Origin of the sequence: Curtobacterium pusillum, assembly GCF_007673235.1 — a bacterium.
GTDB lineage: Bacteria > Actinomycetota > Actinomycetes > Actinomycetales > Microbacteriaceae > Curtobacterium > Curtobacterium pusillum_C.
In genome coordinates, this window is the sequence record NZ_VDZH01000004.1 from 126,031 (window position 1) to 146,022 (window position 19,992).

The 19,992-nt window shown below is 71.5% G+C and carries 18 protein-coding genes; 10 read left to right on the forward strand and 8 right to left on the reverse strand.

Annotated features, from left to right (window positions below; translation table 11 throughout):
- The first annotated feature begins 147 nt into the window (after nt 1-147).
- Together FS532_RS12300 and FS532_RS12305 are read left to right on the forward strand one after the other, a co-directional pair.
- Nucleotides 148-795: a TetR/AcrR family transcriptional regulator gene (locus FS532_RS12300; RefSeq protein ID WP_144754661.1), complete on the forward strand. Its 648-nt coding sequence runs from the start codon at nt 148-150 to the stop codon at nt 793-795.
- A 296-nt stretch (nt 796-1,091) separates the two neighbouring features.
- The gene (locus FS532_RS12305; protein ID WP_144754664.1) at nt 1,092-1,619 is read left to right on the forward strand and encodes a YbhB/YbcL family Raf kinase inhibitor-like protein; all 528 of its coding nucleotides are present in this window, start codon (nt 1,092-1,094) and stop codon (nt 1,617-1,619) included.
- Nucleotides 1,620-1,811: 192 nt separating this feature from the next.
- Here the strand turns inward: FS532_RS12305 and FS532_RS12310 are convergent, their stop codons facing one another.
- The gene (locus tag FS532_RS12310) at nt 1,812-4,079 is read right to left on the reverse strand and encodes a polyribonucleotide nucleotidyltransferase (RefSeq protein ID WP_144754667.1); all 2,268 of its coding nucleotides are present in this window, start codon (nt 4,077-4,079) and stop codon (nt 1,812-1,814) included.
- Nucleotides 4,080-4,358: 279 nt separating this feature from the next.
- On the opposite strand from FS532_RS12310, the gene FS532_RS12315 reads away from it, so the two are divergent.
- The 3 genes from FS532_RS12315 to FS532_RS12325 all read left to right on the forward strand — a co-directional run bounded on the left by FS532_RS12315 (nt 4,359) and on the right by FS532_RS12325 (nt 7,557).
- Nucleotides 4,359-5,543, forward strand: a complete 1,185-nt coding sequence (locus tag FS532_RS12315) for a hypothetical protein (RefSeq protein WP_144754670.1) — start codon at nt 4,359-4,361, stop codon at nt 5,541-5,543.
- 68 nt (nt 5,544-5,611) lie between these two features.
- On the forward strand, nt 5,612-6,610 hold the full coding sequence (locus FS532_RS12320; protein ID WP_144754673.1) for a GDP-mannose 4,6-dehydratase: 999 nt from the start codon (nt 5,612-5,614) through the stop codon (nt 6,608-6,610).
- Nucleotides 6,607-7,557 carry a GDP-mannose 4,6-dehydratase gene (locus FS532_RS12325; RefSeq protein ID WP_222121987.1) on the forward strand — a complete coding sequence of 317 codons (951 nt, stop codon included), beginning with the start codon at nt 6,607-6,609 and terminating at the stop codon, nt 7,555-7,557. Before FS532_RS12320 ends, FS532_RS12325 begins: the two co-directional genes overlap by 4 nt.
- 60 nt (nt 7,558-7,617) lie before the next feature.
- Here FS532_RS12325 and FS532_RS12330 read toward each other — a convergent pair whose 3' ends face one another.
- The 3 genes from FS532_RS12330 to FS532_RS12340 all read right to left on the reverse strand — a co-directional run bounded on the left by FS532_RS12330 (nt 7,618) and on the right by FS532_RS12340 (nt 9,234).
- Nucleotides 7,618-8,253, reverse strand: coding sequence for a CE1759 family FMN reductase (locus tag FS532_RS12330; protein ID WP_144754676.1), 636 nt, complete (start codon nt 8,251-8,253; stop codon nt 7,618-7,620).
- 162 nt (nt 8,254-8,415) lie between these two features.
- Nucleotides 8,416-8,685 (reverse strand): 30S ribosomal protein S15, encoded by a 270-nt coding sequence (gene rpsO / locus FS532_RS12335; RefSeq protein ID WP_070416523.1) that lies wholly within the window; start codon nt 8,683-8,685, stop codon nt 8,416-8,418.
- A 102-nt stretch (nt 8,686-8,787) separates the two neighbouring features.
- Entirely contained in the window at nt 8,788-9,234 is a 447-nt protein-coding gene (locus tag FS532_RS12340; RefSeq protein WP_186322021.1) for a VanZ family protein, read from the reverse strand.
- Between the two features lie 102 nt (nt 9,235-9,336).
- Here FS532_RS12340 and FS532_RS12345 point away from each other — a divergent pair, with 102 nt between their 5' ends.
- Genes FS532_RS12345 through FS532_RS12355 form a run of 3 tightly spaced genes read left to right on the forward strand, consistent with a single transcriptional unit; the run spans nt 9,337 to nt 11,765 of the window.
- Nucleotides 9,337-10,380: a glycoside hydrolase family 6 protein gene (locus tag FS532_RS12345; protein WP_144754682.1), complete on the forward strand. Its 1,044-nt coding sequence runs from the start codon at nt 9,337-9,339 to the stop codon at nt 10,378-10,380.
- A gap of 35 nt (nt 10,381-10,415) precedes the next feature.
- On the forward strand, nt 10,416-11,465 hold the full coding sequence (locus tag FS532_RS12350; RefSeq protein WP_144754684.1) for a M4 family metallopeptidase: 1,050 nt from the start codon (nt 10,416-10,418) through the stop codon (nt 11,463-11,465).
- Between the two features lie 27 nt (nt 11,466-11,492).
- Entirely contained in the window at nt 11,493-11,765 is a 273-nt protein-coding gene (locus FS532_RS12355; protein ID WP_144754688.1) for a protealysin inhibitor emfourin, read from the forward strand.
- A 58-nt stretch (nt 11,766-11,823) separates the two neighbouring features.
- Here the strand turns inward: FS532_RS12355 and FS532_RS12360 are convergent, their stop codons facing one another.
- The 3 genes from FS532_RS12360 to FS532_RS12370 all read right to left on the reverse strand — a co-directional run bounded on the left by FS532_RS12360 (nt 11,824) and on the right by FS532_RS12370 (nt 15,406).
- A complete protein-coding gene (locus FS532_RS12360; protein ID WP_186322022.1) occupies nt 11,824-14,067 on the reverse strand; it encodes a HelD family protein in 2,244 nt (747 codons plus the stop codon).
- Nucleotides 14,068-14,198: 131 nt separating this feature from the next.
- The gene (locus FS532_RS12365; protein ID WP_144754694.1) at nt 14,199-15,035 is read right to left on the reverse strand and encodes an aldo/keto reductase; all 837 of its coding nucleotides are present in this window, start codon (nt 15,033-15,035) and stop codon (nt 14,199-14,201) included.
- The gene (locus FS532_RS12370) at nt 15,035-15,406 is read right to left on the reverse strand and encodes an FKBP-type peptidyl-prolyl cis-trans isomerase (RefSeq protein WP_092094011.1); all 372 of its coding nucleotides are present in this window, start codon (nt 15,404-15,406) and stop codon (nt 15,035-15,037) included. The genes FS532_RS12365 and FS532_RS12370 overlap by 1 nt, the downstream gene beginning before the upstream one ends.
- A 48-nt stretch (nt 15,407-15,454) precedes the next feature.
- Between FS532_RS12370 and FS532_RS12375 the strand changes: the two genes are divergently transcribed.
- Both FS532_RS12375 and FS532_RS12380 read left to right on the forward strand, forming a co-directional pair.
- The gene (locus tag FS532_RS12375) at nt 15,455-16,765 is read left to right on the forward strand and encodes an MFS transporter (protein ID WP_144754696.1); all 1,311 of its coding nucleotides are present in this window, start codon (nt 15,455-15,457) and stop codon (nt 16,763-16,765) included.
- Between the two features lie 171 nt (nt 16,766-16,936).
- Complete coding sequence (locus tag FS532_RS12380) at nt 16,937-18,025, forward strand: YihY/virulence factor BrkB family protein (RefSeq protein ID WP_144754699.1); 1,089 nt, start codon at nt 16,937-16,939, stop codon at nt 18,023-18,025.
- A 197-nt stretch (nt 18,026-18,222) separates the two neighbouring features.
- Here FS532_RS12380 and FS532_RS12385 read toward each other — a convergent pair whose 3' ends face one another.
- Nucleotides 18,223-19,722 carry an aspartate ammonia-lyase gene (locus tag FS532_RS12385; RefSeq protein ID WP_144754702.1) on the reverse strand — a complete coding sequence of 500 codons (1,500 nt, stop codon included), beginning with the start codon at nt 19,720-19,722 and terminating at the stop codon, nt 18,223-18,225.
- Between the last annotated feature and the right edge of the window lie 270 nt (nt 19,723-19,992).

Sequence of the window (19,992 nt, forward strand, 5' to 3'; positions counted from 1 at the left end):
CGTCTGTCTGTCCTCCCTGTGGTACAGTTCTTACACCGGATCGAAAGCCCCCCTAGATTTCGATCCGGTGGCTCGGGACATCAGTCCTGCGCGACGCACGAGTCCCCCCACTCAGTCGCGGAGCCGATGAGCCCAAGGAGCCACGCTGTGACGGTCGATTCCCCCCAACCGGCCGTCCAGCGTCTCCTTGGCCCGAGCACGAACCTCGCGTCGCCGGACGGGTCGAGCGTCCCCCCGACTCCCCGCTCCGGCGGCGCGAAGGTCCGTGTCCTCGAGACCGCCACGCGACTCTTCTACGAAGAGGGCATCCACAGCGTCGGCGTCGACCGCCTCATCTCCGAGGCGAGCGTCACGAAGGCGACGTTCTACAAGCACTACGGGTCGAAGGACAACCTGATCCTCGCCTACATCCGGACGCAGCACGAGCGAGTGCAGCAGCGGATGGAGCAGCTCATCGCCGACGCCGGCTCCCCTGAACGGGCCGTCCGCGCGTGGGTCGCCGCCCTGGCAGACGAGGTCAACGACCCGGACTTCCGTGGCTGCGCGTTCCTCAACGCCGCCGCCGAGTACCACGACCCCCGTGACCCCGTGCGCGAGGTCGTCGCGATGCACCGCGACTGGTACACCGAACGCCTGGCCGACCTCTTGCAGGACGCCGGGCACGCCCTGCCCGGTGACGGCGCGGACGAGCTCATGCTCGCGCGCGACGGCGCCATGTCCGGCGCGTACGCCGGTGACGCGATCGCCGCGACGGCGGCCCTCGGCCGCGTCGTCGAGCGCGTACTCGCCGCCTGACGCGCACGCCGCAGGCGCCGCCCTGGCCGGACCCGCCCGGTCGCCGCACCCGTCACCGTCGCGAAAGCGACAGTCTGCCGCGAACCATCCGCGCACATCTGTCGCCCTCACGGGACGGACCGCGGGCGCACGCGCACATCTGTCGCTTTCGCGACCACAGTGCCCTCGCGACCACACGTCGGACTGGAGGCACGGATCGAGGCCGACCCGCGCCTCCCGTCCGGCCTCTGCCGCGCCCCGTCGCGCACCGGACGCGCACCGAGCGTGAGCCGAGGCGGCGGGTGTTGGCTGGGCGCATGGCCAACGACCCCAACTGGAACCTCCCCGAGGTCCCCTCGTTCACCCTGACCAGCCCCGACTTCGGTGACGGCGAAGTCCTGCCCACGTCCGCCCGCGGTACCGACGCCGGCGGCGAGGACCGCTCCCCCGCGCTCGAGTGGTCCGGCGCCCCCGAGGGCACGCAGAGCTACGTCCTCACCGTCTACGACCCCGACGCCCCGACCGGCTCGGGCTTCTGGCACTGGAGCCTGACCGACATCCCGGCCGGCGCGACCAGCCTGCCCGCGGGTGCCGGCACCGACGACACGCTGCTCCCCGCCGAGGCGCTCCGCCGGCGTAACGAGTTCGGCACGGACACGTTCCTCGGTGCCGCCCCGCCCGCCGGTCACGGCCCGCACCGCTACTTCTTCACGCTGAACGCGCTCGACGTCCCCGTGCTCGAGGCCCCCGCCGATGCGACGCCCGCCGTCGTGGGGTTCGTGCTGCGGGAGCACCTGCTCGGCCGTGCCCAGCTGGTCGGCACGCAGGAGACACCAGCCGCCTGACGGGCCTGCTCTGCCCGGGCCGCCCGGGCCGCCGCCCGCGGCTCGGCCGAGACTCGGTGTCAGCGACAGTTCTCGGGCCCCGGCGCCCGCGAACTGTCGCCCAGCCCGAGTCTCGGCGCAGTCGGCGCCCCGCGAACGGCGAACGGCCGTCGCCCCGCGAGGGACGACGGCCGTTCGTGTGCCAGGGGTGGATCAGACGGTGGCGTCCGTCGACTCCTCGCGGGCACCGCTGGAGTCGGTGTCCGACTCGTCGGCCACGACCGGCGCGAGCGAGAGCTTGCCGCGGTCGTCCACCTTGGTGACCTCGACCAGGATCTTCTGGCCCACGCCGAGGACGTCCTCGACGTTCTCCACACGCTTGCCGCCGGCGAGCTTGCGCACCTCGGAGACGTGGAGCAGACCGTCACGGCCCGGGAGCAGCGACACGAAGGCGCCGAACGTGGCGATCTTCACGACGGTGCCGAGGAACTGGTCCCCGATCTCCGGGTTGGTCGGGTTCGCGATCGCGTTGACCGACGCACGAGCGGCCTCGGCCGACGGACCGTCGACGGCGCCGATGTAGACGGTGCCGTTGTCCTCGATCGAGATGTCGGCACCGGTCTCGTCCTGGATGCCGTTGATCGTCTTGCCCTTCGGGCCGATCAGCTCGCCGATCTTGTCGACGGGGATCTGCACGGAGATGACGCGCGGCGCGGTGTCGGCCATCTCGTCGGGGGCGTCGATCGCCTCGTTCAGCACACCGAGGATCGCGGAGCGCGCTTCCTTGGCCTGCTTGAGGGCGGCGTCGAGGACCGACGAGGGGATGCCGTCGAGCTTCGTGTCCAGCTGGATGGCCGTGACGAAGTCCGAGGTGCCGGCGACCTTGAAGTCCATGTCGCCGAGGGCATCCTCGGCACCGAGGATGTCGGTCAGCGCCGCGTAGCGGGTCTGACCGTCGACGGTGTCGGAGACGAGGCCCATCGCGATGCCCGCGACCGGGGCCTTGAGGGGCACACCGGCGTTGAGGAGCGACAGGGTCGAGGCGCAGACGGAACCCATCGACGTCGAACCGTTGGAGCCGAGGGCCTCGGACACCTGACGGATGGCGTAGGGGAACTCCTCACGCGACGGCAGCACCGGCACGAGGGCGCGCTCGGCGAGGAAGCCGTGCCCGATCTCGCGACGCTTCGGCGAACCGACACGACCGGTCTCACCCGTCGAGTACGGCGGGAAGTTGTAGTGGTGCAGGTAGCGCTTCTTCGTGACGGGCGACAGCGAGTCGATCTGCTGCTCCATCTTGAGCATGTTCAGCGTGGTGACGCCCAGGATCTGGGTCTCGCCGCGCTGGAAGATCGCCGAACCGTGGACGCGCGGGATCACGGCGACCTCGGCGTCGAGCGGACGGATGTCGGCGAGGCCGCGACCGTCCATGCGGACCTGCTCGGTCAGGATCCGGCCGCGGACGACCTTCTTCGTGACCGACTTGTAGGCGCCGCTGACCTGGCCGTTGGCGCTCTCGGGGAGCTCGCCGGCCGTCACCTTGGCGGCGATGGCCTCCTTGACGCGGGCCTTCAGGGCGTCGTCGGCGTCCTGACGCTCGAGCTTGCCGGCGATCTTGTAGACGTCGCCGAGCTCGGACAGCGCGATGGCCTCGACCGCGTCGTAGACCTCGGGTGCGTACGGCGGGAAGACCGGGTAGTCCTGGATCTCCTTGGCCGACTGCGCGGCCATCTTCGCCTGCGCCTCGACGAGCTGCTTGAGGAACGGCTTCGCCGCCTCGAGTCCCTGCGCGACGACGGCCTCGTCGGGCTTGGTCGCGCCGCCCTGGATGAGGTCCCAGCTGTGCTCGGTGGCCTCGGCCTCGACCATCATGATCGCGACGTCCTCGTTGCCGGCCTCGTCCGTGACGACACGGCCCGCGACGGTGAGGTCGAAGACGGCCTCGGCGAGCTGCGACGCCTTCGGGAACGCGACCCACTGGTCACCGATGAGCGCGAGGCGCACACCGGCGATCGGGCCGGAGAACGGCAGACCGGAGATCTGCGTCGACGCGGACGCCGCGTTGATCGCGAGCGCGTCGTAGAACTCGTCCGGAGCGATGCTCAGGACGGTGATGACGATCTGGACCTCGTTGCGGAGGCCGTCGACGAACGACGGGCGCAGCGGCCGGTCGATGAGACGGCAGACGAGGATCGCCTCGGTGCTGGGACGGCCTTCGCGGCGGAAGAACGAACCGGGGATCTTGCCGGCGGCGTAGGAACGCTCCTCGACGTCGACGGTCAGCGGGAAGAAGTCGAACCCTTCACGCGGGTGCTTGCCGGCGCTGGTGGCCGAGAGGAGCATCGTGTCCTCGTCGAGGTACGCGGCGACCGCGCCCTGCGCCTGCTGTGCGAGCCGACCGGTCTCGAACCGGACGGTGCGCTTGCCGTACTTGCCGTTGTCGAGAACGGCCTCGGCGAACTTGATCTCGGGACCCTCCAAAAGGGTGCCTCCTTGAAGTGTTCGGCAGGCTGGGGCCACGGCACCCGATGGTGCGTGCGCGCCGAGGGGATCGGGACGCATGTCTGGCCAGCAGTAGAAGCACTCGGGAAACCGTCCGGCCCGCGAGCCACCACCGATGACCAGCTCCGTGCCCGGCCTGCGCAGTGTTTGTCGTTCCGCCCGGGGAAACGGTCCCCGGACGTGATGGACTTTACCAGTCCGCAGGGAATCGGCGGCGAGGCTCACGGCGAACGGGCGTGTCCTCGGTAGCCTGCTGCCATGCGCCTCACCCCCTCCCGGGGCTTGTTCGTCGCGGCCGCAGTGGTCGTCGGCGCGCTCGTCGCCCCCGTCGTCACCGCAGTCCCGGCGAACGCGACGGAGTACCCGAGCTGGCAGGACGTCGAGCGGGCGAAGGGCAACGAGCAGGCCAAGAAGGCCGAGGTCTCCCGCGTGCAGGCCGCACTGCAGGCGGCGCAGTCGGCCGCGGCGGCAAAGTCGCAGGCGGCGCTCGACGCCTCCGAGAAGGCGGACCAGGCCGAGGCGGACCTGGCCTCCGCCGCCCAGGCCGCCACGAGCCTCCAGGCCCAGGCCGACCAGGCGGCGAAGACCGCCGAGCGTGCGCAGCAGCGCGCCGGTCAGCTCGCGGCCAACCTGTACCGCGACGGCAGCTCGAACGAGATGACCACCCGCATCGCGACGGCGAAGAACCCGGACCAGCTGCTCTACCAGCTCGGCGCGCTCGACCAGCTGTCGTCGACGTGGGCCGGCGTCATGGACGACGCGTCCGTCGCGGCGAAGACCGCGTCGTCCCTGCACGACCAGGCGACCCGGGCCGAGGACGAGCGGGCGGACCTCGCCGACGCGGCGGAGACGAAGGCGAGCGCTGCGGAGTCCGCCGAGGCCGTCGCGAAGGCCGCCGTCGCCGACACGCAGGAGCACAGCGACGAGCTCTACGCGCAGCTGGCGTCGCTGAAGGACACCACCGCGACGACCGAGCAGCGCTACCAGCTCGGCGTGCAGGTGGCCGCGCAGAAGGCCGAGCAGCAGCGGAAGCGCCAGGCTGCGGCCGACGCGGCGGCGGCGAACACCGCCGTCCCAGCGACGAGCGGCGGCTCGGGCTCGTCGTACCCCAGCACGAGCGGCGTCGTGGTCGACCCGGCCGCCGCGCAGGCCTACGCCCGGAGCGCCATCGGCTCGTACGGCTGGGGTTCCGACCAGTTCTCGTGCCTCGTCTCGCTGTGGACGCAGGAGTCCGGCTGGCGCGCGAACGCCCTGAACGTGTCGAGCGGGGCGTACGGCATCCCGCAGTCGCTCCCCGCGAACAAGATGGCGGTCGCCGGCGCGGACTGGCGGACGAACGCGGCGACGCAGATCAACTGGGGTCTCGCGTACATCCACGACGCCTACGGCTCCCCGTGCGGGGCGTGGAGCCACGAGATGAGCGTCAACCCGCACTGGTACTGAACCCCGCGGTTCTGACGACCCCTCGTGACTCTGCGATGCTAGGTTGACGCGATTCGAATAGGAGCTCCATGTCGCCCCGTGCACTCATCACCGGCATCACCGGCCAGGACGGCCTCTACCTCTCCGAGCTGCTGACAGCGAAGGGCTACGAGGTCTTCGGCCTCGTCCGAGGGCAGAACAACCCAAAGATCGACCTGGTGAAGGAGCGGGTGCCCGGCGTCCAGATCGTCACCGGCGACCTCCTCGACCCGTCGAGCCTGCTGCGCACCATGAACACCGTGCGCCCCGACGAGGTCTACAACCTCGGGGCGATCTCCTTCGTCGCGTACTCGTGGGAGAACGCGAGCCTGACGAGCCAGGTCACCGGCATGGGCGTGCTCAACATGCTCGAGGCGGTGCGGCAGTACTCCGACCTCACCTCGACGAAGCCGCGCTTCTACCAGGCGTCCAGCTCCGAGATGTTCGGCCGGGTGCAGGAGGTCCCGCAGTCCGAGACGACGCTGCTCTGGCCGCGGTCGCCGTACGGCGTGGCGAAGGCCTTCGGTCACCACATGACCATCAACTACCGCGAGTCGTACGGGATGCACGCGTCGAGCGGCATGCTGTTCAACCACGAGTCCCCCCTGCGCGGCCCGGAGTTCGTGACGCGGAAGATCTCCACCGCCGTCGCCCGGATCGCCCTCGGGAAGCAGGACTCCCTGGTGCTCGGCAACCTCGACGCGAAGCGCGACTGGGGCTTCGCGGGCGACTACGTCGAGGCGATGTGGCGGATGCTGCAGCAGGACGAGCCGGACGACTACGTGATCTCGACGGGCGAGACCCACGAGGTCCGCGAGTACGTCGACCTCGCCTTCAAGCACGTCGGCATCGACGACTGGGAGCGCTACGTCAAGCAGGACGAGCGCTTCATGCGCCCGGCCGAGGTCGACCTGCTCATCGGTGACGCGACGAAGGCGCACGAACGTCTCGGCTGGAAGCCGCAGATGTCGTTCCCGCAGCTCGTCGCCACCATGGTCGACGCCGACCTCGCCCGCGAGCGCGGGACCGACGCGGTCGCCACGGCGTGAGCGTGCGGGTCCTCGTCACGGGGGTCACCGGCCAGACGGGCAGCTACCTGGCCGAGACCCTCCTCCGGCACGGACACGAGGTCGTCGGCGTCTCGAAGACGACCGAGAACGTCGTCGACGGGGTCGACCTCCGGCAGCTCGACCTGACGGACACGGACGCCCTCGGTCGCCTCGTGGACGAGGTCCGTCCGGACGCGATCGTGAACCTGGCGGCGCAGAGCTCCGTCGCGCGCGCCTGGCAGGACCCCGTCGGCACCGCGGTCGCGGACGCCATCGTGCCGGCAGCGGTCTTCGCGGCTGCCCGGCGCCTCGCGGACGACGGCATCGACTGCCAGGTCGTCCAGGCGTCGAGCTCGGAGGTCTTCGGCGCGCCGGCGTCCGGCGTCGTCGACGAGTCCACGCCGGTCGCACCGACGAACCCGTACGGCGCCGCGAAGGCGCACGCGCACCACCTGGTGGCCGCCTACCGTGCTGCCGGACTGCGCGCGTCGTCGTTGATCCTGTTCAACCACGAGTCGCCGCGCCGGCCGAAGCGCTTCGTCACCCGCCTCATCACGTCGGCGGTCGCCGACGTGGCACGGGGCCGGGCGGACGAGGTCGTCCTGGCGGACCCGTCGATCGAGCGCGACTGGGGCTGGGCGCCCGACGTCGCCGAGGCGATCCGCCTGGTCGTCGAGGCGCGCGCGTCACGCGACTACGTCGTGGCGACGGGCGTGGCGCACAGCGTCGGGTCCTTCGCACTGGCAGCACTCGCGGCAGCCGGCGTGTCCGACCCCGAGTCCCGGATCCGCGTCGACCCGTCGCTCGCACGACCGACGGACGTCAAGACCGTCGTGGGCGATTCCAGCCGGCTCCGCGAGGAGCTCGGCTGGCAGCCCACCGTCGGGTTCGAGGACATCGTCCGCGCGATGGTGGACGCCGACCTCGCCGCCACCCCAGAGGACTGACGCCGCCGGGGCGACGGGCTGCGGCCCGTCGCCCCGGCCATTTTCAGCGGCCGATCCGGCTCAGTGGCCGAGACCGCCGAGCAGGGACGCGAAGTCCGCCGTCGCCGGGAGCGCGTCGGCTTCCTGCGGGGTCCGCCTGGAGGCACGGATCGCCCAGGCCAGGTCGTCTCCCGCCCGGCGGATGCGTCCGTCCAGTGCGGCGGAGTCGCCTGCGCTCCCCCAGTCGTCCGTCGCCGCGAAGACGCCCGTCGGCACCACGGCGGCCCGGAGGTACGCGAAGACCGGGCGCAGGCCGTGCTCGATCGCGAGCGAGTGCCGTGCGGTCCCGCCGGTGGCACCGAGGAGGACGGGCATCTCGGCGAGCGCGTCCTTGTCGAGCACGTCGAGGAACGACTTCGCCAGGCCGCTCACCCCGGCGGTGAAGACCGGCGTGACGAACACGACGGCATCGGCCTCGACGACGGTCGCCATCGCGGCGGACAGTGCCGGCGCCGCGAACCGGGTGAGCATCGCGTCGGTGATCTCGTGCGCCAGCGGGCGCAGGTCGACGTGCAGGACCTTCGCCGCGCCTCCCGGCTCTCCACTGCGACCTGGTGCGGCGAGCGACGCGACGGTCGCCTCGGCCAGGCGGTCGGCGAGCAGGCGGGTGGAGCTGGGCTCGGAGAGCCCGGCGGAGACGACGGCGATGGTGGTCATGGTGAGTCCCGACTTTCGATGCGTTTGCATGAACATCGTACCCAACACGAGGCCCTGCGCAACCATTCCCGCGCGCCCGCACCAGCGCTCGCGCCCGGAACGGAGAACGCCCCGGTCCTCACGAGGAGGACCGGGGCGTTCGGTCAAGCGTGGGTCGGTCGACTAGCGACGCAGGCCGAGGCGCTCGATGAGCGCACGGTAGCGGGCGATGTCGACGTCGGAGAGGTAACCGAGGAGACGGCGACGCTGACCGACCATGAGCAGCAGACCACGACGCGAGTGGTGGTCGTGCTTGTGCTCCTTGAGGTGCTCGTTCAGGTCGTTGATGCGACGAGTCAGAACGGCGACCTGGACCTCGGGGGAACCGGTGTCGCCCGGGTGGGTCGCGTACTCTTCGATGATCTCCTGCTTGACCTTCGCGTCAAGTGCCATGCGTAGATCCCCTTTCAGTCCGTTGCGCGGTGCCCGTACCGAATGCACGAGCGCTCTTTGTCCGCGGCCGTTCGACGGCAACCGCCCAAGACTACCAGAGTGTCAGGCGGTCCGAGCCCGCAGACGGCGGCGCCTCGGTGCCGGCAGCAGGCTGCGGACGAGTCCGACGAGCGTCGCGCCGAGCAGACCGCCGAGGCCGTTCGAGAGCACGTCGCGCGGATCGGCCACGCGGTACGGCAGGTAGGTCGCCTGCGCGAACTCGATGCCGGTGGAGAGCACGACCGCGACGACGGCGCCGAGGATCCACCAGCGACGCGGCAGCCACAGCGCGGCGAGCATCCCGACGGGGACGAACATGGCGATGTTCGCGAGGAACTCCGTGCGGTCGTAGGAGAACCACGAGCCGTGCGGGAGCTGCTGGACCCAGGCGATCGCGTGCAGCACGAGGGAGTTCTGCGCCGACGTGAAGACCTGCGGTGTCAGCGTCATCCGCCAGATCACCCAGGCGTACGCCGCGGTCAGGGCGAGGAGGAGGAGCTTCCGGAACATCCCGCCAGTCTGCGGGACCGCCCTGACAGGGAGCACCGCCGAGGCTGGGGGAACGCCCAGCGGGTCTGGGCGTTCGCCCGTCCCACCTGCGAGCATGGGCGCATGCCGAGTGTCGAGGGAACCCGTGCACGTCGCAGTCCCGGCCGTCGTCAGTGGACGTGGATCGGGATCGCGGCGGTGGTCGTGGCGGCGCTCGTCACCACGCTCGTGCTGGTCCTCCCCCGCGGATCCGGCACCGACGGACGGCACGTCGCCGAGCGGAAGTCCGCCTCCGGGGCGTTCCCCGGCGGTCTCGCCCGACAGCCGGCGGACGAGAACCAACCCGGCAAGCGCGAGTCCCAGGCCCGGGCCGACGGCGACGACACCACCGCGGCCAAGATCGCCGTCATCGCCGACCAGCCGATCGCGACGTGGCTCACGAACACCTCGGTCAGCGAGACCCGACAGACCATCCGCGACGTCGTCCGGAGCGCCGAGGCGCAGCGGAAGACCCCGGTGTTCGTGCTGTACAACGTCCCCGATCGCGACTGCGGCAGCTACTCCAAGGGTGGGACACAGGCCGACGAGTACCTGCCGTGGGTGCGGTCCGCCGTGCGGGCGATGGCGGGGTCGAAGGCCGTCGTGCTCGTCGAACCCGACGCCATCGCCCAGATCCAGGTGTGCAAGCGACTCGAGCAGGACCGGCTCCCGCTCCTCCGGAAGGCGGTCGACGAGCTCAGCGGGCACGGCCTCACCGTCTACCTCGACGGCGGGAACGAGAACCGGGTACCGACCGCCACGATGGCGAAGTGGCTGCGTGCCGCCGGGGTCGACCAGACGCAGGGCTTCTTCACGAACGTGTCGAACTTCTACCGGGTCGACCAGGAGCGCGCCTACGCCGACGAGCTGGCGGACGCGATCGGTGACGACCCGCACTTCGTCATCGACGTCTCGCGCAACGGGCAGGGCTGGCGTGGCACGTGGTGCAACCCGCACGGCGCGGGGCTCGGGCAGGCACCGCACGTCACGCGCGGGTCGACCCGGCTGGACGCGCTGCTCTGGGTGAAGACGCCCGGCCTCAGCGACGGCACGTGCAACGGCGGACCCGCAGCCGGCCAGTGGTGGGAGTCGTACGCGCTCGGCCTCGTCGAGAACCGCAAGCGCTGACCGCCCCTGTCGGTGCCCGGTGGTTGCATGACGCCATGACCCCGACCGACCGCGTCCGATCCGTCGTCCCGCCGTACCTGCTCCGCGCCGTCGCCGACGCGGACGCCTTCCCCCGCGCGGCCTCGGCCGCCCGCACCGCCCTCGCGTCGCTCGACACCGTGCAGCGCCCGAAGCACGAGCACCGCGTCCGGTCGCAGGGCGTCAGCGGCACGGTCGACCGATCACCGCAGCGCACGATCTCGGACGCCCACGGCACCACGACGCTGCCCGGCACCACCGTCCGGCGCGAGGGCGACCCCGAATCCGGCGACGCCGCGGTGGACGAGGCGTACACCGGCCTCGGCGCCACGCACGCGTTCTGGCTCGAGGTGTTCGGCCGGGTGTCGATCGACGGCGCCGGTCTCCCACTCGACGCCACGGTGCACTACGGGCAGGACTACGACAACGCGTACTGGGACGGCAGTCGCATGGTGTTCGGCGACGGGGACGGCGAGGTCTTCAACCGCTTCACGATCGCCCTCGACGTCATCGGCCACGAGCTCGCGCACGGCGTCACGCAGTACACGGCTGACCTGACGTACCAGGGGCAGTCGGGCGCGCTGAACGAGTCGATCAGCGACGTCTTCGGCTCGCTCGTCGCGCAGTACGCCGCGCGCGAGACCGCGGAGCAGGCCTCGTGGCTCATCGGCGAAGGGCTCTTCACGGCCGCCGTGCACGGGGTCGCCCTGCGCTCGATGCGCGCCCCGGGCACGGCCTACGACGACCCGGTGCTCGGAAAGGACCCTCAGCCCGCGACGATGGCCGGGTACGTCGACACCACCGAGGACGCCGGCGGCGTGCACACGAACTCGGGCATCCCGAACCACGCGTTCTTCCTGGCCGCGACCACGATCGGCGGCAACGCGTGGGACGGTGCGGGAGCCGTCTGGTGGGACGCCCTCACCTCCGACGCCGTCACCGCGTCGATCGACTTCGCCGGGTTCGCGGCGGTGACGATCGACGCCGCTGCCGCCCGCTTCGGCACGGGCTCGTCGCAGCACACGGCGGTCCAGGAGGCCTGGCGGACGGTGGGCGTGCTCGACTGACGTGGGCGCCGGGCGTACGGTCGGGGCATGCGCATCGACGTCCGCCGCACCGGAGGGCTCGCGGGCCTCTCGCGGGGCTGGCGGGTCGACACCGACGTGTGCGACGACCCGTCCGGGTGGTCGGACCTCGTCGGTGCTCTGCCCCGCGATGCGCCGTCAGCCCCGGCGCCGGGCGTCCGCGACGACTACACGTGGACGATCACCGTCGAGCGGACGACGGTCACGATCCCAGGCACCCGCCTCGACGGCCCGTGGGCGGCCCTGGTGACGCGCGTGCGCGCCGAGGGCACCCCGACCTGACGGACGCACGCCGCGCCTCCGGTCCGTCGAGCCGCCCGCGAAGTGCCGCAGCCCGCGCTCACGCCACGTCGATGACCGTCAGTCGACGCGTCGGCCGCGTCATCGCGACGTAGACCGCCGCGGCGGCCCGCGCCGCGTCCGCCCCCACGCGGGCCGGGTCGACGAGCAGGACGCCGTCGAACTCCAGGCCCTTCGCGTCTGCCCCGGTCAGCACCGTGACCGACCCGGGCCGGGGCGACCCGAGCGAGCGGACGTCCGCCTCGGTCCGGGCGAGACGCTGTCGCACGGCGTCGACGTCTTCCTCGGGCACGATGACGCCGATCGTGCCGGAGCCGATGTGCTCCCGCTCGGTGTCGACGACCGACGCGACGGTGTCGAACAGGTCCGCGCGGGACGCCTGCAACCGCACCACGGGGTCGCCGTCGCGCACGGCCTCGTTCCGGGTGACCGTCAGACCCGCAGCGTCGGCGAACTCCCCCGCGGCCTGCACGATGGAGCGGGGCGTGCGGTAGTTCACCGTGAGCTCCTCGACGCGGTGCGCGATCGGCACCTGCGGCGCGCGGCCCCGGCGACGACGGGCGAGGGCGCCGATGACGTCGTCCCACGTTCGGGCGGCACCGGGCGAGGAGCCCTGCGCCATGTCGCCGACGATCGTGAACGACCGGAGCGGGTTCCGGCGGGCGAGGACCCGCCACTGCATCGGGGAGAGCTCCTGGGCCTCGTCGACGACGATGTGCCCGTAGGTCCACTCGCGGTCCTCGGCGGCACGTTCGGCGGTGCTCCGGGCGTCACCGCCCTCGGCGAAGGACCCGGCGACCTGCTCGGCGGTGACGATGCCCTCGACGCCCATGTTCTCGATCGCCTGGCGGGCGTTCTCGATGTCGCGGTTGCGGCTCGCCTTCGCCGCACGCTTCGCCGCGCCGCCGGTGGGGTCGAACGGGCCGAGGAGTTCGGCGGCTTCGTCGAGGAGCGGGACGTCCTCCACCGTGGAGGCGGCTCCGCGTGCGCGCAGCAGCAGGGCGCGGCGCTCCGGGGTCCAGTGCGGGGTGAGCGACGCCAGCCAGTTCGGCCGCGCGTAGAGGTCCTCGAGGAACTTCTCCGGCGACAGCGGCAGCCACGCGGTGTTGAGCAGCACGCGGGCGTCGTACGACGAGCGGATGTCCTCGCGCAGGACCTTCTCGTCCGCCTCGTCGACCGCGGTGCCGCGGGCGCGGAGCTGGTCGGCGAGCAACCGGGTCATCGCGTCGAGGGCGATCTTGTTGAACGTGACCCGCGCGACGTTGTGCGGCTTGCCTCGGTCCTGCGCACGCTTCATGGCGTCGGCGACGAGCTCGGGCGGCACCACGAGCCGTTCCCCCTCGACGTCGAGCGTGACGGACTCGGTCGGGACGACCTGCCGGGACCGCACGGCGCGGCGGAACAGCTGCGCCATCTCGGCCGAGCCCTTCACCGCGGCGACGTCACGGTGGTCGTGCTTCGTCGCGTGGACGCCCGGGTACAGCGACCCGAGGGACGCCATCACGACACCGGTCTCGCCGAGCGACGGCAGCACCTGCTCGATGTAGGTCAGGAACGCCGGGGACGGACCGACCATGAGCACGCCGGAGCCCCGGAGGCGCTCGCGGTACGAGTACAGCAGGTAGGCGGCGCGGTGCAGCGCGACGGCGGTCTTGCCGGTGCCGGGGCCGCCCTGCACGATGAGGACGCCCTCGAGCGGTGAACGGATGATCCGGTCCTGCTCGCCCTGGATCGTCGCGACGATGTCCGTCATCCGACCGGTGCGCTCGGCGGTGACGGCCGCGAGCAATGCGCCCTCGCCTTGCAGGTGCGTGCGTTCGTCGTCGTAGAGGGTGGCGTCGAAGACCTCGTCCTCGATGCCGACCACACTGCGCCCGTCGAGGGTCAGGTGCCGGCGCGCGCGCATCCCCATCGGGTGCGCGGCGGTCGCCTGGTAGAAGGCACTCGCACCGGGGACGCGCCAGTCGAGCAGGAGCGGGCGGTGCTCGCGGTCGCGCAGTCCGACGCGGCCGATGTAGCGGAAGGCGTCCTCGTCGCTGTCTGGCTCGGAGACCTCGAGCCGGCCGAAGACCAACCGGTCCCCCACGCGCTCGAGCGTCGCCATGGTGTCCTCGTAGAGCCGCGCGTAGGCGTCGCGCTCGCTGCGGCTCTGGTGGTTCCCGCCGACCGCCTGACGGCGGGTCTCGGCGAGTCGCTGTTCGGCCTCGGCGGTCAGCTCGTCGAGTCGGGCGAAGAGCCCGTCCACGTAGCCACGCTCGCGGTCGATCTCGGTCGGTTCGGACACACACAACCCTTCGGGAAATAGGGGTGTCCAGTGTAGTCCCGCCGGACCGACACCGCAGACGGGACCGCGGAACGGACTGGAGGCGCGGTGCCAGTTGGCACCGCGCCTCCGGTCCGTCGGACGCGAAGCGTCTACATCTCCTCGTGCGTGTCCGGGTCGCCGTCCCAGAGGCGGCCGCGCTCGAGCGCGGAGATCGCCGCGACCTCGGCGTCGGTCAGCTCGAAGCCGAAGACGTCGAGGTTCTCGCGCTGCCGTGCCGCGTCGCCCGACTTCGGCACCGGGACGGCACCGATCTGGACGTGCCAGCGGAGCACGACCTGACCCGGGGCGACCCCGTGCGCGGCGGCCGCGTCGACGATCGGCTGCTCGGTGAGGAGCTCCGACCGCTTCGCGAGGGGGCTCCAGCTCTCGGTCACGATCCCGAGCTCCTGGTGCACCTTCCGCAGTGCGGCCTGCGGGAAGTACGGGTGCAGCTCGACCTGGTTCACGGCCGGCGCGACCCCGGTGGCGTCGACGATGCGACGGAGGTGCTCCGGCGTGAAGTTCGAGACGCCGATCGAGCGGACCTTGCCGCTGTCGCGGAGGTCGACGAACGCCTTCCACGTGTCGACGAACTTGTCCACCGACGGGTTCGGCCAGTGGATGAGGTACAGGTCGACGTGGTCGAGGCCGAGGTTCCCGAGTGTCTCGTCGATCGACCGGTGCGCCTCGTCGTAGCCGTGGTGACGACCGGGGAGCTTCGACGTGACGACGAGGTCCTCACGCTCGACCTCGGACTCGCGCACGGCCTTGCCAACGGCGTCCTCGTTGCCGTAGTTCAGCGCCGTGTCGAGCAGCCGGTAGCCGCCCGAGATCGCGGTGCCGACCGCGGCGGCGCCCTCGTCGCCGTCCAGCCCGTAGGTCCCGAGACCGAGCTCGGGGAACCGGTGACCGTCGTTCAGCTCGATCGTCGGGGCACCGACCTGCATCAGCGGACCCCGAGCAGGTCGATCACGAAGATGAGGGTCTTGCCGGAGAGGAAGTGTCCGCCGCCGGCCGGGCCGTAGGCGAGCTCCGGCGGGACGACGAGCTTGCGGCGCCCACCGACCTTCATGCCGGGGATGCCCTCCTGCCAGCCGCGCACCAGGGCCGCGAGGGGGAAGTCGATCGGCTCGCCGCGGTTCCAGGAGCTGTCGAACTCCTCGCCCGTCTCGTACTCGACGCCGGCGTAGTGGACCTTGACGGTCGAGCCAGCGGAGGCCACGTCGCCGGAGCCCTCGACGATGTCGGTGATGACGAGCTCGGTGGGGGCCGGGCCCTCAGGGGCGTCGAACTCGGGCTTGCTGTTCAGGTCAGTCATGCCGCAAGTCAACCAGAGACGGCGGACAGCCCCCAGAATGGTTCCACCGTGACACGAACCGAACCGCGACGCCGCATCCTCGCCGACCTCACCCCGCTCCGCCGGTCCCCCGCCTTCGCCCGGCTCTGGGCCGGCACCGCCATCGCCGGCATCGGCACGCAGATGACCACCGTGGCCGTCGGCCTCGAGGTCTACGAGATCACGCACTCGACCTTCGCCGTGGCGCTCGTCGGAGTCATCGCGCTGCTGCCGATGATCGTCGCCGGACTGTACGGCGGGATGCTCGCGGACGCCTTCGACCGGCGCACCGTCGCGGTCGTCTCGTCGATCATCGCCTGGGTCGCGGTCGCGCTGATCGCCACGCACGCCTGGCTCGGGCTGCACAGCGTCATGCTCCTCTACGTACTCGCGACCGTGAACGCGGTGGCCGCGACCGTCAGCAACGCCGCACGCTCGGCGATCGTGCCGCGCCTGGTCGGCACCGATCTGCTGCCCGCGGCGAGCGCCCTCGGCGGGATCGCGGCGGGCTTCCAGGTCACCGTCGGTCCGGCGGTCGCCGGTGTGCTCATCGCGGCGGTCGGGTTCGCGCCGACCTACACGATCGACGTCGTCCTGTTCACCTTCGCGTTCCTCGGCGTCCTCACCCTGCCCCGGATGCCCGCCGACCACGACGCGCTCCGCCCCGGGCTGAGTTCCCTGATCGAGGGCGCGCGGTTCCTCCGGAGGTCCCGCAACATCACCATGACGTTCGTCCTCGACATCTGCGCGATGACGTTCGGGCAGCCGCGTGTGCTGTTCCCCGCGATCGGCGCGCTCGTCATCGGCGGCGGGTCGATCACGGTCGGCACGCTGACCGCCGCGTACGCGATCGGCGCGCTCCTGTCGAGCGTGTTCTCCGGTCCGCTCGGGCACGTCCGCCGACAGGGCGAGGCCGTCGGCTGGGCCATCACGGCGTACGGCGGGGCGATCGCGGCCTTCGGTGTCGTCATCGCCCTCGCCGGCGTGCTCGGCGGCCGGGCCGGCGAGTCGTTCTCGGTCGGCATCCTGCCCGCGCTCGGGCTGGCCGCGCTGTTCCTCGCTGCGGCCGGCGGCGCGGACAACGTCAGCTCGGTGTTCCGCAACACGATCCTGCAGGCGGCGTCGCCGGACGGGATGCGCGGGCGCCTGCAGGGCATCTTCATCGTGGTGGTGACGGGTGGGCCGCGGCTCGGTGACCTCTACGCGGGGCTCGTCGTCGCCGCGGGCATCGCGTACCCGCCGATCATCGGCGGCGTGCTCATCATCGGCCTCGTCGCGCTGCTCCTCCGCCTGGTGCCGTCGTTCCGCCGCTACGACGCCCTGCACCCGCACGCCAACTGACCCCTGCCGCGGAGCACCGGTGTTCGCGCGTGGAACACCCGCGTTCCGCGGTGCGGAGCGCGAACACCGGTGTTCAGCAGGTGCACCAGCGCGACCAAGGGCCGGACTGGAGGCACGGGGCGGCGCCGCCACGCGCCTCCAGGCCGTCACGTGTCGGGTACCGTACAACGCATGCCGGACAGCGCCTCGCGCGATCTCCAGCGGACGGGAGTCCGCGCCGTCGTCCGGCGCACCTACCACTCCGTGATCCGGCACCGCGTCGTCGACGCGGCGGCGTCGCTGACGTTCTTCGCCCTGCTGACGGTGTTCCCGACCGCGCTCACCGTCGTGTCCGCGCTGTCCATCGTCGACCGGCAGGGCGACAGCCTGTCGGACATCATCGAGGTGCTCGGGTTCATCGTGCGCCCCGAGACCGCGCAGCACCTCGAGGGTCCGCTCCGACAGCTCCTCACGCTCGACAACCCGTGGCTCGGGTTCTCGACCGGGGTCGTCCTGACGCTGTGGTCGCTGTCCGGGTACGCGACCGCGTTCGGCCGGGCGATGAACACCGCGTACGAGGTCGAGGAGGGGCGCCGGATCTGGAAGTTCCGCAGCATGATGCTCCTCGTCACGCTGCTCGTCATGGCCGGCGGTGCGATCGCGATCGTCATCCTGCTCGGCACCCCGACGATCTCCGCCGCGGTCATCCGGCAGCTCGGATGGGCACCGTGGATCGACGACGTGTGGAACGTGGTGAAGTGGCCCGTCCTCGCAGCCGACCTCGTGGTGATGGTCGCCGTGCTCTACTACGCGACGCCGAACGTGAAGACGCCGCAGCTGCGGTGGGTGTCCGCCGGCGCCGGGTTCGCGATCGTGACCTGGGCGATGGCGACGCTCGGGTTCTCGATCTACGTCGAGACCATCGGTGGCGGCAACAAGGCGTACGGCTGGCTCGGTGGCGCGATCCTGCTGCTCGTGTACCTGTACATCTCGAACTTCGTGCTGGTCGTCGGCGGTGAGCTCGACTCCGAGGTGATCCGGATGCGGCAGCTGCTCGCGGGGATCGAGGCCGACGAGTCGATCCGCCTGCCGCTCCGGGACGTCACGAGGAACTTCACGCTCGCGCGCTGGCGGGACGCGGACATCGCGGCCGCCCACCACGTCCGGACCGCGGCCATGCAGCGCAGCGACGATGGTGAGTCGCCCGAGTCGGAGGGGCAGCGGGAGCACCTGCGGGAGATGTCCCAGCAGGTGCGGGCCGGCGAGTCCCCGCTGCCGTAGCGCGCTCGCGACGCACGTGCGTCGCACGTGCGTCGCACGGTGCGAGGGGTCGCCCGCAGTGTGCGAGGTTCCGCGCAGCGTAGGACCCGCGCGGCCTCGCACACTGGCCGGAACCTCGCACCGTGGGGCGGCCTCGCACGGTGCACTCGCCCAGTGCCCTCGCACGGTGCGAGCGGCACGTGCCGGGCGCCGCGACGTCAGTCGCGCCGGGTCTCCCGCGCCGCAGCGTCGAGCATCTCCTCGGTGACGACGGGGATCGCCCCGGTCGCGAGCTCGATGCCCGACAGCCGCGCCGGGCTGAGCACCCGCTGCACCTGGTCCTCCTCCATCAGCCCCGCGGCGATGACGAGCGTGGCGATCGGCGTCGAGGTCGTCAACGCCGTGTGCGCGATCGACGCAGCGGCCGCGTAGCCGATGTACGGCGTGAGGGCAGTGACGACCCCGACGTTGGTGTCGACCTGCGCCGCGAGCTTCGCCTCGTTCGCCTCGATGCCGACGACGCAGTGGTCCCGGAGCGTCGCGCAGCCGTTCGCCATCCACTGCAGGGACTGCATGATCGAGTGCGCGATGATCGGCTCGAAGGCGTTGAGCTGCAGCTGACCGCCCTCGGCCGCCATGGTCACCGTGGTGTCCGCACCGGCGACGGCGAACGCGATCTGGTTCACCACTTCCGGGATCACCGGGTTGACCTTGCCGGGCATGATCGACGACCCCGCCTGGCGAGCCGGGAGGGTGATCTCGCCCAGCCCCGCCTGCGGCCCCGACGCGAGCAGCCGCAGGTCGTTGCAGATCTTCGAGAGCTTCGCCGCGCTGCGCTTCACGGTGCCGGACAGGGTCATGAAGGCGCCGGCGTCGCTCGTGGCCTCGATGAGGTCGGGGGCCGTCACGATGTCGAGGCCGCTCGCGACCTGGAGCTGCCGACGGACTTCGTCGCGGTACTGCGGGTCCGCCGTGATGCCCGTGCCGATCGCCGTCGCCCCGAGGTTCGTCTCCGCCAGCAGCGGCATGACCGTGCGGAGCAGGACGACGTCCTCCTGGATGGTGTGCGAGAACCCGGTGAACTCCTGGCCGAGCGTCATCGGCACCGCGTCCTGCAGCTGCGTGCGGCCGATCTTCAGGACGTCGGAGAAGGCACGCCCCCGCTCGGCGAACGCGTCGGACAGGAGCGACAGCTGCTCGGTCAACCGCTGCACGCCGAAGATCATCGCGAGCTTCACGCTCGTCGGGTAGGTGTCGTTCGTGGACTGGCTGCGGTTGACGTGGTCGATCGGGTGCAGGTACCCGTAGTCGCCCTTCTCGCGGCCGAGGAGCTCGAGGGCCCGGTTCGCCAGGACCTCGTTCGTGTTCATGTTCGTGCTGGTGCCCGCCCCGCCCTGCACGACGTCGACGACGAACTGGTCCCGGAGACGACCGTCCCGGACCTCCTGCGCGGCGCGGTCGATGGCGTCGGCCCGTTCGGCGTCGAGCACTCCGATCGCCTTGTTCGCCCGGGCTGCGGCCTGCTTCACGGTGGCGAGGGCCTCGATGAGGTCCGGGTACACCGCGATCGGCACCGACGTGATCGGGAAGTTCTCCAGCGCGCGGAGGGTGTTGATGCCCCAGTACGCGTCCGCCGGGACCTCCCGCGAGCCGAGCGAGTCGGTCTCAGTGCGGGTCTGGGCGCGCTCGTGGGTCTGTGCTGCTTCGTTGCCGGTCACGCCCACGAGGGTAGCCCGTCCGGCCGGTCGGATCCCGGCCCTGGCGTGTGCGGGCGCGTCGCGCGTGCCGTTCCGCGCGTGGGCTGCGGTTCCGCTCATAGGAGGCCGTTCCGCGCGTAGGAAGCCGGTTCTTCCGGCTTCCTACGCGCGATTCCGCTTTCCAGGACGCGCGCGATGGGTCGGAACGCACGCGGTGACGGCCTGGAGGCGCGGTGCGGGCTGGCACCGCGCCTCCAGGCCGTCAGGGGGTCGCGCCCAGGGCGCGCATCG